12 protein-coding genes are annotated in these 12,334 nt (G+C 63.7%); 11 read left to right on the top strand and 1 reads right to left on the bottom strand.

Features of this window, described 5'->3' with window-relative positions:
- The first annotated feature begins 19 nt into the window (after positions 1-19).
- From rfaE1 to cysM, 4 genes are all read left to right on the top strand, one after another.
- A complete protein-coding gene (rfaE1, locus tag V6657_RS11540) occupies positions 20-958 on the top strand; it encodes a D-glycero-beta-D-manno-heptose-7-phosphate kinase (protein WP_021195511.1) in 939 nt (312 codons plus the stop codon).
- Between the two features lie 18 nt (positions 959-976).
- Entirely contained in the window at positions 977-1,972 is a 996-nt protein-coding gene (gene rfaD, locus V6657_RS11535; protein ID WP_048931667.1) for an ADP-glyceromanno-heptose 6-epimerase, read from the top strand.
- Between the two features lie 135 nt (positions 1,973-2,107).
- On the top strand, positions 2,108-2,425 hold the full coding sequence (locus V6657_RS11530) for a helix-hairpin-helix domain-containing protein (protein WP_048931668.1): 318 nt from the start codon (positions 2,108-2,110) through the stop codon (positions 2,423-2,425).
- A gap of 111 nt (positions 2,426-2,536) precedes the next feature.
- Complete coding sequence (gene cysM, locus V6657_RS11525) at positions 2,537-3,439, top strand: cysteine synthase CysM (RefSeq protein WP_048931669.1); 903 nt, start codon at positions 2,537-2,539, stop codon at positions 3,437-3,439.
- Between the two features lie 74 nt (positions 3,440-3,513).
- Here cysM and mltB read toward each other — a convergent pair whose 3' ends face one another.
- A complete protein-coding gene (mltB, locus tag V6657_RS11520; protein WP_048931670.1) occupies positions 3,514-4,638 on the bottom strand; it encodes a lytic murein transglycosylase B in 1,125 nt (374 codons plus the stop codon).
- 141 nt (positions 4,639-4,779) lie between these two features.
- Between mltB and V6657_RS11515 the strand changes: the two genes are divergently transcribed.
- From V6657_RS11515 to V6657_RS11485, 7 genes are all read left to right on the top strand, one after another.
- Positions 4,780-5,703, top strand: coding sequence for a histone deacetylase family protein (locus tag V6657_RS11515; RefSeq protein WP_048931671.1), 924 nt, complete (start codon positions 4,780-4,782; stop codon positions 5,701-5,703).
- Between the two features lie 177 nt (positions 5,704-5,880).
- Positions 5,881-6,930 (top strand): methionine ABC transporter ATP-binding protein, encoded by a 1,050-nt coding sequence (locus tag V6657_RS11510; RefSeq protein ID WP_048931672.1) that lies wholly within the window; start codon positions 5,881-5,883, stop codon positions 6,928-6,930.
- A complete protein-coding gene (locus tag V6657_RS11505; protein WP_048931673.1) occupies positions 6,920-7,573 on the top strand; it encodes a methionine ABC transporter permease in 654 nt (217 codons plus the stop codon). The genes V6657_RS11510 and V6657_RS11505 overlap by 11 nt, the downstream gene beginning before the upstream one ends.
- A gap of 31 nt (positions 7,574-7,604) precedes the next feature.
- A complete protein-coding gene (locus V6657_RS11500) occupies positions 7,605-8,405 on the top strand; it encodes a MetQ/NlpA family ABC transporter substrate-binding protein (RefSeq protein ID WP_048931674.1) in 801 nt (266 codons plus the stop codon).
- A 179-nt stretch (positions 8,406-8,584) separates the two neighbouring features.
- Positions 8,585-9,334, top strand: a complete 750-nt coding sequence (locus tag V6657_RS11495) for an electron transfer flavoprotein subunit beta/FixA family protein (RefSeq protein WP_048931675.1) — start codon at positions 8,585-8,587, stop codon at positions 9,332-9,334.
- A 49-nt stretch (positions 9,335-9,383) separates the two neighbouring features.
- The gene (locus V6657_RS11490; protein WP_048931676.1) at positions 9,384-10,319 is read left to right on the top strand and encodes an FAD-binding protein; all 936 of its coding nucleotides are present in this window, start codon (positions 9,384-9,386) and stop codon (positions 10,317-10,319) included.
- A 168-nt stretch (positions 10,320-10,487) separates the two neighbouring features.
- The gene (locus V6657_RS11485) at positions 10,488-12,272 is read left to right on the top strand and encodes an acyl-CoA dehydrogenase (RefSeq protein ID WP_048931677.1); all 1,785 of its coding nucleotides are present in this window, start codon (positions 10,488-10,490) and stop codon (positions 12,270-12,272) included.
- Positions 12,273-12,334: the final 62 nt, after the last annotated feature.

Raw genomic sequence — 12,334 nt, 5'->3', positions numbered from 1 at the left:
TCGGCCGCTGCCGACACCCATGACCAAGACTGCACTCGCTTCCGAACAGATCCAGGCCGCCCGCATCCTCGTGGTGGGCGACATGATGCTCGACCGCTACTGGTTTGGCGACGTTGAACGGATTTCGCCCGAAGCGCCGGTGCCCGTCGTGCAGATCAAACGCTCGGACGAGCGCCTGGGCGGTGCCGCCAACGTGGCGCGCAACGCCGCCGCGCTTGGTGCGCAGGTGGGCATGCTGGGTGTGATCGGTGACGACGAGCCTGGTCGCAGCATCGAAACGCTGCTCGGCGAAAGCCAAGTCACGGGGCATCTGCATCGCGATCCGGCCGTCAACACGACAATCAAGCTGCGCGTGCTCGCGCGCCAGCAGCAGTTGATCCGCGTCGATTTCGAGAACCCGCCCACGCACGAAGTGCTGATGTCGGTGCTCGACCGTTTTGGCACGCTGGTGCCGCAGCACGATGTGGTGGTGCTGTCCGACTACGGCAAGGGCGGTTTGACGCACGTAGGCAAGATGATCGAGGCTTCGCGTCAGGCTGGCCGCCGTGTGCTGGTCGACCCGAAGGGCGACGACTACTCGCGCTACAAGGGCGCGACCATGATCACGCCCAACCGCGCCGAGATGCGCCAGGTGGTCGGCTCGTGGAAGTCGGAGCAGGATTTGACGATCCGCGCACAGAACCTGCGCCGCGAGCTGCAGCTCGAAGCGCTGCTGCTGACACGCTCGGAAGAGGGCATGACGCTGTACACCGAGCACGAAGTGCTGCACGTGTCAGCCCAGGCGCGCGAGGTGTATGACGTGTCGGGCGCGGGCGACACCGTGATCGCCACGCTGGCCACCATGCTGGGCGCCGGTGCCAGCCTCAAGGAAGCCGTGCAGTACGCCAACCGTGCGGGCAGCATCGTGGTCGGCAAGCTGGGCACGGCCGTTGTGACTTACGCAGAACTCTTCAACTGATCACCTGATCCACCGATCATGACCATCATCGTCACCGGCGCCGCCGGCTTTATCGGCGCCAACATCGTCAAGGGCCTGAACGCACGCGGCGAGACCGACATCATCGCTGTCGACAACCTCACGCGCGCCGACAAGTTCAAGAACATCGTCGACTGCCAGATCAGCGACTACCTCGACAAGACCGAGTTCGTTGAACGCTTTGCGCGTGGCGATTTCGGCAAGGTCCGCGCGATCTTCCACGAGGGCGCCTGCTCCGACACCATGGAGACCGATGGCCGCTACATGATGGACAATAACTACCGCTACACACTGGCGGTGATGCGTGCGTGCCTGGATCAGGGCGTGCAGTTCCTCTATGCCTCGTCGGCGGCCACGTATGGCGCGTCGGAAACCTTCCGGGAAGAACCGGAGTTCGAGCGGCCGCTCAACGTGTACGGCTACTCCAAGCTGCTGTTCGATCAGGTCGTGCGCCGTGTCATGCCGACGGCGCTGTCGCAGATTGTCGGCTTCCGTTACTTCAACGTGTATGGCCCGCGCGAGCAGCACAAGGGTCGCATGGCCTCGGTCGCGTTCCACAACTTCAACCAGTTCCGTGCCGAGGGCACCGTCAAGCTGTTCGGCGAGTACAACGGCTACCCGCAGGGCGGCCAGATGCGCGACTTCGTGTCGGTGGAAGACGTGGTGAAGGTCAACCTGTTCTTCTTCGATCATCCGGACAAGTCGGGCATCTTCAACCTGGGCACTGGGCGTGCGCAGCCCTTCAACGACATCGCCACGACGGTGGTGAACACGCTGCGCGGCGCGGAAGGCAAACCGGTGCTTTCCACCGAGGAGCTGGCGCAGGAAGGTTTGATTGAATACGTGAAGTTTCCGGATGCGCTGCGCGGCAAGTACCAGTGCTTCACGCAGGCCGATCAGTCGCGCCTGCGTGCAGCGGGTTACACGGCGCCGTTCCTGACGGTGCAGGAAGGCGTGGAGCGCTACTGCCAGTGGCTACTGAAGCAGCCCGCTTGATCGCCAGTAATCAGACAGCGCGTGACTTTTTGTTTGCGTGCCGCAGTGTCCTGGTGATGCTCCTTAAGATGCGTTGAAACCGCCACCCGACGTGGCGGTTTTTTCATCTCTGAACCCAAGAATCAGGAGGAGCACATGCTGAAGAAATTGTTGGCCGTTGCGTTGATGTCGCTGTCCATGCTGTCGACCGCGTGGGCGTCGGTGGATGTGAACACTGCGGATCATGCCGGGCTGGAAACGCTGTCCGGCATTGGCCCGAAGCGTTCCAAGGCCATTATTGAAGAGCGCACCAAGAACGGCCCGTACAAGGACGCCGCCGACTTCAGGTCTCGCGTATCCGGCATCGGCGACAAGACGCTCGCCAAGCTGGAAAATGAAGGGCTGACGTTCGGTGCGCCCGCGCCGGCACCGGCAGCCGCCAAGAAGGACGGCAAGGACGCCAAGAAGAAGTAAGCGTCCGGATCGCTTTACCGAGAACGCCCCGCCCCGAGCGGGGCGTTTTGCCATGCGGTGCAGGGTTGCGGGTCTGCATTACAATGATTCGATTCCCGTTCCCCACGCATCATGGCTTATCTCACCATTGAAGACACCATCGGCAACACGCCCTTGGTTCAGCTCCAACGCATTCCTGGCGAAGGCAATGCGCGACGCGGCAACGTCATCCTCGGCAAGCTCGAAGGCAACAACCCGGCTGGCTCGGTCAAGGATCGCCCCGCGCTGTCCATGATCAAGCGCGCCGAGGCGCGCGGCCGTATCAAGCCGGGCGACACGCTCATCGAAGCGACTTCGGGCAACACCGGCATCGCGCTGGCGATGGCGGCGGCTGTGCGTGGTTACAAGATGGTGCTGATCATGCCGGAGGACCTCTCGGTGGAGCGCCGCCAGAGCATGGCTGCCTACGGCGCGGAGATCATCCTCACCCCCGTCAAGGGCGGCATGGAATACGCGCGCGACCTGGCCGATGCGATGGAGAAGGAAGGCAAGGGTGTCATTCTCGACCAGTTCGCCAACCCGGATAACCCGCTGGCGCACTACGAGACCACTGGCCCCGAGCTGTGGCGTGACACGGAAGGCCGCATCACCCATTTCGTCTCGGCGATGGGCACGACGGGCACCATCACCGGCGTTTCGCGCTTCCTGAAAGAGAAGAACCCAGCTATCCAGATCATCGGTGCGCAGCCGGCCGAAGGCTCGCGCATCCCGGGCATCCGCAAATGGCCGGAAGCCTACATGCCGAAGATTTACGACCCGAAATACATCGACCGCACCGAACCCGTGAGCCAGTCCGACGCCGAACATATGGCGCGTCGCATGGCGCGTGAAGAGGGCATCTTCTGCGGCATCTCGGCGGCCGGTGCATTGTGCGTGGCGCTGCGGATTGCCGAAGAAGTCGAAAACGCGACCATCGTGTTCGTGGTGTGCGACCGGGGCGATCGCTACCTGTCGACCGGCGTCTTTCCAGCCTGACGGCACATCGCGTCGCCATGAAAAAAGCGCAGCCTCGGCTGCGCTTTCTCTTTGCGTGAACGCTGGGCTGGCGATCAGCCGCGCATTGCCTGCCGCACGGCTTGCCCCAGTTCATACACCGCTGCGGCGTAGAAGAAGCTGCGGTTGTAGCGCGTGAGCACGTAGAAGTTGCGCAGGCCAACGCGGTACTCGGTCGGCTGGCCGGGCGTGGGCAGATCAACCACCAGCACTTCGGTTTCCTGTTCGCGCGCGGCATCCACGCCGGGCGCCAGTGCCAAGCCGGCGCGTGTGAGCTTGGACAGCGTCATGCGCGGATACGGCTGACCGTCGGCAGCTGCCGCTGCAATGCCTTGGCTGTCGGTGTCACCGGCGATGTTCCACATCACTGGGCGATTCGGCTCCCAGCCGTGCATCTGCAGGAAGTGCGCGACGCTGCCGATGGCGTCCACCGCGCTGTTGCGCAGGTCGATGCGGCCATCGTGGTCGTAGTCGACGGCGTACTCGCGAATGCTCGTCGGCATGAACTGTGGAATGCCCACTGCACCCGCGTACGAGCCCAGCACCGAGAATGCATCCGTGCCCGTGTCGCGGCACCAGATCAGGTAATCCTTGAGCTGGTTGCGGAACATTGTGCTGCGGTCTGCGCGATTGGGCGTGTCGGGGTAATCGAAGGCCAGCGTGGACAGCGCATCCATCACGCGGAAGTTGCCCATGTCGCGGCCGTAGATGGTTTCCACGCCCAGAATACCGACGATCACGTCGGCCGGTACGCCGAACTCGCTTTCGGCGCGGCGCAGCGTGTCGCCATATTGCTGCCAGAACTGCACGCCGGCGTTGATGCGGATGGGCTCGATGAAGCGGCCCCGGTACGCCGTCCAGCTCCGGCGTGCAGGCGTGGCTGGCGGCAGGATCAGGCGCGCCACCGTCGCGGAATAGGCGGTGCCGGCAAACAGGGCATCAAGCGAGGCGCGGTCGAAGTTGTACTGGCCGACCAGCTCGTTGACGAAGGCTTGCGTTTGGGGGTTGTTGCGGTAGCGGTCCGGGTCGATCTCTTCTTCATGCACCGCGACGCGGCGCTTGGGCGACTTGGTGGCTTTCTTTGCAGCCAGCGAGAGAGCAGGGAAGGACAGCGCGGAGAGCGCGGCGCCCGCTACCAGGGCGCGCAATACGGGACGACGGGAAGAAGGCGATTGGCTCATGGGCAGGCTTCAAACGGGATCGAGGCATTGTAGCGGATGGATCTGCCGGATCGTCTTGCCCTGCGACTGGACGCCGCCGTGCTAACGTAGCGGCTGGAGACACATGCACCGCATAAGCCCCAACGGGCATACAAGACGAACATGGCGACCGGCCTTTACACGCATCCCGAATTTCTCAAGCACGAGATGGGGTATCACCACCCCGAGTGCCCGGACCGCCTGCGCGCGATCGAAGATCAACTGATCGCCAGCCGCATCGAAGATCTGCTCGTGCCATGCGAGGCGCCGCCCGCGACCGAAGCGCAGCTGTGCCGCGTGCACCGGCCTGAATACTTGCGCGAACTGGTCGCCAGCGTGCCGATTGCCGGCTACACGCCGATTGATCCCGACACCTCGATGAACCCGCATACCTACATGGCGGCCGTGCTGGCAGCGGGTGCGGCGGTGGATGCCACCGACAAGGTCATCGCTGGTGAGCTGGAGAATGCCTTCTGCAGCGTACGCCCGCCCGGCCATCACGCCGAGCCCGGCCGTGCGATGGGCTTCTGCTTCTTCAACAACGTGGCGGTGGCTGCGCGGCATGCGCTGGAGCACCACGGGCTGCAGCGCGTGGCGATCGTCGACTTTGATGTGCACCACGGCAACGGCACCGAGGCGGCTTTCCGCGACGAGCCCCGCGTGCTGATGTGCAGCATCTTCCAGCACCCGTTCTACCCGTACTCGGGCACCGAGGTGGTGGCGGCCAACATGGTCAACATTCCGCTACCGGCGTACACCAACGGCCTGACCGTGCGCGAGGTGGTGGAGACGATCTGGTCGCCGCGCCTGGAAGCCTTCCGGCCGGAGATGCTGTTCATCTCCGCCGGCTTTGACGCGCACCGCGAAGACGACCTCGGCCAGATGGGCTTGGTTGAGGCGGATTACGCCTGGATTACGCAGCAACTCATGCAAGTGGCGCGCACACATGCCAAGGGCCGCATCGTGAGTTGCCTGGAAGGTGGCTACAACCTCAGCGCGCTGGGCCGCAGCGTGGTCGCGCACGTCAAGGCGCTGGCTGAGCTTTAGGCGACATATGGCGATAAATCGCCTGCAAAATTCGAAAAAGTAATAAAGACATCGTTAAAGAATCGTTCCTCGCATGTAAGGCCTGCCTTACACTAGCGCCTCATTCCAACGATAAAAGAGACGGCAACCGCGCTGGAGCCCGTGAGGCTTGGCGAGTTGCCGTTTTTGTATGTACGCATGATTGAACTCAAGGGGATATCGCAGCACTTTCGGGGGGCGGGCGGCAACGACGTCCACGCGCTGCGCGACGTCGACCTGACCATCGACCGTGGCGAAATCTTCGGCATCATTGGCCGCAGCGGCGCGGGCAAGAGCACGCTGGTGCGCGTCATCAACCTGCTGAACCGGCCGACCTCGGGCACCGTCACCGTGGCGGGGCAGAACCTCACCGCACTGAATGCCGATGGGCTGCGCCAGGCGCGCCGCAAGATCGGCATGATCTTCCAGCACTTCAACCTGCTGTCGTCGCGCACGGTGTATGACAACGTGGCGCTGCCGCTGGAGCTGGCCGGCACCTCGCGCGAACGCATCCGCGAGATCGTGCTGCCGCTGCTGGACCTCGTTGGCCTGGCTGCATTCAAAGACCGCTATCCGGCGCAGCTCTCCGGCGGGCAGAAGCAGCGCGTTGGCATTGCGCGCGCGCTCGCCAGCCAGCCGGAAGTGTTGCTCTGCGATGAGGCGACCTCTGCGCTGGATCCGGAGACGACGCGTTCCATCCTCGACCTGCTGCGCAAGATCAACCGCGAGCTGGGCCTGACCATCGTGCTGATCACGCACCAGATGGAAGTGATCAAGCAGGTGTGCGACCGCGTGGCTGTGCTCGATGCCGGGCGAGTGGTGGAGCTCGGCCGCGTGATCGACGTGTTCCTGCAGCCGCATCACGACGTGACGCGCGCGCTGATCGGCGAGGTCATCTCGCAAGAGCTGCCGCCCTCGGTGCTGGCGCGTGTGGAAAGCCGCCTGGTTGCCCGCGAGCACGGCGGCCGCGACCACCTGTTCCGACTTGCCTTTACCGGCGAGGGTGTGGACCAACCCGTGCTGGCGCAAGCCGTCCGCACTTACGGCTTCGACTTCAACATCCTGCACGGCCACATCGACGAAATTCAGGGCCAGGCCTTCGGCTCGCTGGCGATTCTCGCCACGGGCGACACGACTGACATCAACAACGCGATGCATTTCCTGCGCGAGCAAGGCGTGGTGGTCGAGGAGATCAATCATGTGGTCTGACCTGACCGATCTGTTCCTGCCGGCATTCTGGGAGACGCTCGCCATGGTGGGCGTGTCTGGCGGTATCGGTGCGCTGTTTGGCGTGCCGCTGGGTGTGCTGCTGTATCTGACGACGACAGGCGGCGTGCTGTCGGCGCCGGCGTTCAACCGCGTGGCTGGCCTTGTCGTCAATGCGGTGCGCTCGGTGCCGTTCATCATCCTGCTGGTGGCGGTGATTCCGTTCACGCGTCTGCTGGCAGGATCGTCCATCGGCACCGCCGCGGCCATCGTGCCGTTGACGATTGCGGCGATCCCCTTTGTCGCACGTCTGGTGGAGACCGCGCTGCGTGAAGTGGACCGCGGTCTGATTGAAGCGGCGCAGTCGATGGGCGCGACCACGGGCCAGCTCGTCTACAAGGTGCTGCTGCCCGAGGCCATGCCCGGCATCCTGGCCGGCCTGACCATCACTTTCGTCAGTCTGGTCGGTTACTCAGCCATGGCTGGCACCATCGGCGGCGGCGGCTTGGGCGACCTGGGCATCCGCTACGGTTATCAGCGCTATGAATCGGACATCATGCTGGCGGTCGTCGTCATCCTGATCGTCTTCGTGCAGGCGGTGCAATCGACGGGCGATTGGCTCGTGCGTCGCCTCAGCCATCGTTAAACCATCACAGACTCATCTACGAGGAAACACAATGAATCGTCGTCAACTGCTGCAATGGTCCGCGAGCCTGGGTGCTGCGCTGGCACTGGCAACCGGCGCCGCCCTGGCGCAGAGCAAGCCGATCAAGATCGGCGTGACCGCCGGCCCGCACGCCGAGATCATGGAAGAAGTGAAGAAGGTTGCCGAGAAGGATGGCCTGAAGCTCCAGATCGTCGAATTCAACGACTACATCCAGCCGAACGCCGCACTGGCCGCAGGTGATCTGGATGCCAACAGCTACCAGCACCAGCCGTATCTGGACGACCAGGTCGCCACGCGCGGCTACAAGTTCGTGAGCGTCGGCCAGACCATCACGTTCCCGATGGGCATCTACTCGAAGAAGATCAAGTCGATCAAGGATCTGAAGGACGGCGCACGCTTTGGCCTGCCGAACGACCCGACCAACGGCGGCCGTGCGCTCCTGCTGCTGCAATCGCTGGGCGTGATCAAGCTCAAGCCGAACGCTGGTTTCAAGGCTTCGCCGCGTGACGTGGTGGAGAACCCGAAGAAGCTGAAGTTCGTCGAACTGGACGCCGCGCAACTGCCGCGCTCGCTGGATGACCTGGACGCCGCCGCCATCAACGGCAACTACGCCGAGAAGGCTGGCCTGGACCCGACCAAGGACGGCATCGCGATCGAGAGCCCGAAGGGTCCGTACGCCAACGTGATCGCCATTCGTGCTGCCGACAAGGACCAACCCTGGGTTGCCAAGCTCGTGAAGGCGTATCATTCCGACGCGGTGAAGTCCTTCGTCAAGACGAAGTACAAAGACGCCGTGATCGTGGCGTGGTAAGCACGTTTACACACGGTTAGAGGGTTTTCCCCAACAAATTGCCGGACGTTTGACTGGTGTCCGGCAATTTTTCGCGGTTAAAATAGCACGACCGTTCGGAAATTTTACGCGGCCGACCGGCCCCCCTTATAATGGCCGGCGTTTTGCAAAATCGTCTTATCAAATAGTGGAGTGAGCGCATGAAAGTCCTGGTCGCAGTCAAGCGCGTGATCGATTACAACGTGAAGGCTCGCGTGAAGGCGGACGGCAGCGGTGTCGATCTGGCCAACGTCAAGATGAGCATGAACCCGTTCGACGAGATCGCCGTGGAAGAGGCGGTTCGTCTGAAGGAAGCGGGTGTCGCTACCGAAGTGGTCGCCGTCTCGTGCGGCGTGACGCAGTGCCAGGAAACCCTGCGCACCGCCATGGCCATCGGCGCCGACCGTGGCATCCTGGTCGAGACGAATGAAGAGCTGCAGCCGCTGGCCGTCGCCAAGCTGCTCAAGGCGCTGGTCGACAAGGAACAGCCGCAGCTGATCATCCTCGGCAAGCAGGCGATTGACGACGACGCCAACCAGACCGGCCAGATGCTGGCTGCGCTGGCTGGCCTGCCGCAAGCCACGTTCGCCTCGAAGGTGCAGGTTGCCGACGGCAAGGCTTCGGTGACGCGTGAAGTGGACGGCGGTCTGGAAACCCTGTCGGTCAAGCTGCCGGCCGTGGTCACCACCGACCTGCGCCTGAACGAGCCGCGCTACGTGACGCTGCCGAACATCATGAAGGCGAAGAAGAAGCAACTCGACACGGTCAAGCCGGAAGACCTGGGCGTGGACGTTGCACCGCGCCTGAAGACGCTGAAGGTGGTTGAGCCCGCCAAGCGCAGCGCTGGCGTGATGGTGCCCGATGTGGCCACGCTGGTCGCCAAGCTCAAGACCGAAGCGAAGGTGCTGTAAGCGGTCTCAGACTGCACGCACTTCAAGCACACCGAATAGGCAGATCAAGATGACCGCACTCGTTATTGCTGAACACGACAACCAATCCATCAAGGCCGCGACGCTGAACACCGTGGCGGCAGCCGCTCAATGCGGCGGTGACGTCCACGTGCTGGTGGCCGGCGCTGGCTGCGGCGCAGCCGCCCAGGCCGCTGCGCAGATCGCCGGCGTGACCAAGGTGCTGGTGGCCGATGCGCCCCAGTTTGCCGATGGCCTGGCCGAAAACGTCGCCGAGCAGGCCCTGGCCGTTGCCGGCAACTACAGCCACATCCTGGCGCCCGCCACCGCCTACGGCAAGAACATCCTGCCGCGCGTGGCCGCCAAGCTGGACGTGGCCCAACTGTCCGACATCACCAAGGTCGACAGCCCCGACACCTTCGAGCGCCCGATCTACGCCGGCAACGCGATCGCCACCGTGCAATCGGCCGACAAGGTGAAGGTGATCACCGTGCGTGGCACGGCATTCGACCCGGCTGCCGCGACTGGCGGCTCTGCTGCTACCGAAAACCTGACCGCCGTGGCCGACGCCGGCATCTCGCAATTCGTCTCGCGCGAAGTGACGAAGAGCGACCGCCCGGAACTGACCGCTGCCAAGATCATCGTGTCCGGTGGCCGTGGCGTGGGCTCCGGCGAGAACTACACCAAGGTGCTGACGCCGCTGGCTGACAAGCTCGGCGCTGCACTGGGTGCCTCGCGCGCCGCGGTTGACGCCGGCTTCGTGCCGAACGACTACCAGGTCGGCCAGACCGGCAAGATCGTCGCGCCGCAGCTGTACATCGCCGTCGGTATCTCGGGCGCGATCCAGCACTTGGCCGGCATGAAGGATTCCAAGGTGATCGTCGCGATCAACAAGGATCCGGAAGCGCCGATCTTCCAAGTGGCCGACTATGGCCTCGTGGGAGACCTGAACACCGTGGTGCCGGAGCTGGTGACCGCACTGGGCTGATAGCACCGCGCAGCGCGCCTCGTTGACGCGCGCTGCAATGCCCGACGCAAAGCCGTTTCCGACCCGTTTGGAAACGGCTTTTTTATACCCGAGCGCCATCAGGAGAGTGCGTTACGCATCTTGGTGACGAACTGTCCTGATCGCGCTTAACGAAGATTGGAGAGAGACATGACCTATCAAGCCCCCGTCAAGGACATGCTGTTCGTGATGAACGAACTGGCCGGCCTGGACAACGTCGCCCAGCTGCCCGGCTTTGAAGACGCTACTGCCGATACCGCGCAGGCCGTGCTGGAAGAAAGCGCGCGCTTTACCGGTGAAGTGGTCGCGCCGCTCAATGTGGAGGGCGACCGCAACCCGAGCAGTTGGAAGGACGGTGTCGTCACGGCGACGCCTGGTTTCAAGGAGGCCTTTGCGCAGTTTGGACAGGGTGGCTGGCAGGGCGTGCAGCACCCGCTGGAATACGGCGGCCAGGGCCTGCCCAAGCTGATCGCCACGGCCTGCATCGAGATGCTGAACGCTGCAAACCTGTCGTTCGCGCTGTGCCCGTTGCTGACCGACGGTGCTATCGAGGCCTTGCTCACGGCTGGCACCGAAGAGCAGAAGCAGCTGTTCGTGCCCAAGCTCATTTCGGGTGAGTGGACCGGCACGATGAACCTGACCGAGCCCCAGGCCGGCTCCGACCTGGCACTGGTGCGCACGCGCGCCGAGCCAGTGGGCGACGGCACGTTCAAGATCTTCGGCACGAAGATCTTTATCACGTGGGGCGAGCACGATATGGCCGAGAACATCGTCCACCTTGTGCTGGCGCGTACGCCGGGTGCGCCGGAGGGCGTGAAGGGGATTTCGCTGTTCGTGGTGCCGAAGTTCCTCGTCAATGCAGATGGTTCGCTGGGTGCGCGCAACGATGCGCATTGCGTGTCGATCGAACACAAGCTCGGCATCAAGGCGAGCCCGACGGCGGTGCTGCAATTCGGTGACAACGGTGGTGCCATCGGCACGCTCGTCGGCGAAGAAAACCGCGGCCTGGAGTACATGTTCATCATGATGAACGCGGCGCGCTATGCGGTGGGCATGCAGGGCATCGGCGTGTCGGAGCGCGCGTATCAGAAGGCCGTGGCGTATGCGCGCGAGCGTGTGCAGAGCCGCCCGGTGGATGGCTCGGCGGCCAAGGCGGTGCCGATCATTCATCACCCGGACGTGAAGCGCATGCTGCTGACGATGCGCGCCATGACCGAAGGCGCCCGCGCGCTGGCCTACGTGGCCGCTGCCGCATGCGATGCAGGCCATCACGCTGCCGATGACGCTGCACGCAAGCAGAATGAAGCGCTGTACGAATTCCTCGTGCCGATCGTGAAGGGCTGGAGCACCGAGATGTCGATCGACGTGACGAGTCTGGGCGTGCAGGTGCACGGCGGCATGGGTTTCATCGAAGAGACGGGCGCCGCGCAGTACTACCGTGACGCGCGCATCCTGCCGATCTACGAAGGCACGACGGCTATTCAGGCCAACGACCTGATCGGCCGCAAGACGGTACGTGATGGTGGCGCGGTGGCACTGGGCATCTGCGCCGAAATTGCCAAGGTGGAAGCAGCGCTGGCCGCGAAGGGTGGCGCGCATTGCGAAGCGATGCGTACGCGTCTGGCGGCGGGCCGCGAGGCGATGGAATCGGTGGTGCGTTTCGTGGTCGCGCAGACCAAGGCCCAGCCGAACGCCGTGTTCGCGGGCAGCGTGCCGTATCTGCGCCTGTGCGGCATCGTGCTGTCGGGCTGGCAGATGGCGCGTGCGCTGTTGGTGGCCATCGACCGCGAGAGCGAAGACCCGAACTTCTACGGCGCGAAGATCTCCACGGCGCGCGTGTTTGCCGACGTGCTGCTCACGCAAGCGCCTGGCATTGCGCAGAGCGTGCTGACGGGTGGCGAGACGATCGGCGCCGTACCGGAAGTGCAGTTCTAAGCGGCATCAACGGGTGTGAAGAAAAGGGAGGCTTCGGCCTCCCTTTTTCGTTGGCACGCTGA

It is taken from the genome of Ralstonia sp. RRA, assembly GCF_037023145.1.
Lineage (GTDB): Bacteria > Pseudomonadota > Gammaproteobacteria > Burkholderiales > Burkholderiaceae > Ralstonia.
The sequence above is the reverse complement of the archived record's forward strand: the minus strand, read 5'-3'. Positions and strand labels throughout refer to the sequence as shown.

Coding starts and splice junctions, on each gene's coding strand:
- rfaE1 (WP_021195511.1), top strand. CDS start 20: ATGACCAAGACTGCACTCGCTTCCGAACAGATCCAGGCCGCCCGCATC.
- V6657_RS11490 (WP_048931676.1), top strand. CDS start 9,384: ATGACCGCACTCGTTATTGCTGAACACGACAACCAATCCATCAAGGCC.
- V6657_RS11500 (WP_048931674.1), top strand. CDS start 7,605: ATGAATCGTCGTCAACTGCTGCAATGGTCCGCGAGCCTGGGTGCTGCG.
- V6657_RS11505 (WP_048931673.1), top strand. CDS start 6,920: ATGTGGTCTGACCTGACCGATCTGTTCCTGCCGGCATTCTGGGAGACG.
- V6657_RS11515 (WP_048931671.1), top strand. CDS start 4,780: ATGGCGACCGGCCTTTACACGCATCCCGAATTTCTCAAGCACGAGATG.
- V6657_RS11485 (WP_048931677.1), top strand. CDS start 10,488: ATGACCTATCAAGCCCCCGTCAAGGACATGCTGTTCGTGATGAACGAA.
- V6657_RS11510 (WP_048931672.1), top strand. CDS start 5,881: ATGATTGAACTCAAGGGGATATCGCAGCACTTTCGGGGGGCGGGCGGC.
- V6657_RS11495 (WP_048931675.1), top strand. CDS start 8,585: ATGAAAGTCCTGGTCGCAGTCAAGCGCGTGATCGATTACAACGTGAAG.
- mltB (WP_048931670.1), bottom strand. CDS start 4,638: ATGAGCCAATCGCCTTCTTCCCGTCGTCCCGTATTGCGCGCCCTGGTA.
- rfaD (WP_048931667.1), top strand. CDS start 977: ATGACCATCATCGTCACCGGCGCCGCCGGCTTTATCGGCGCCAACATC.
- cysM (WP_048931669.1), top strand. CDS start 2,537: ATGGCTTATCTCACCATTGAAGACACCATCGGCAACACGCCCTTGGTT.
- V6657_RS11530 (WP_048931668.1), top strand. CDS start 2,108: ATGCTGAAGAAATTGTTGGCCGTTGCGTTGATGTCGCTGTCCATGCTG.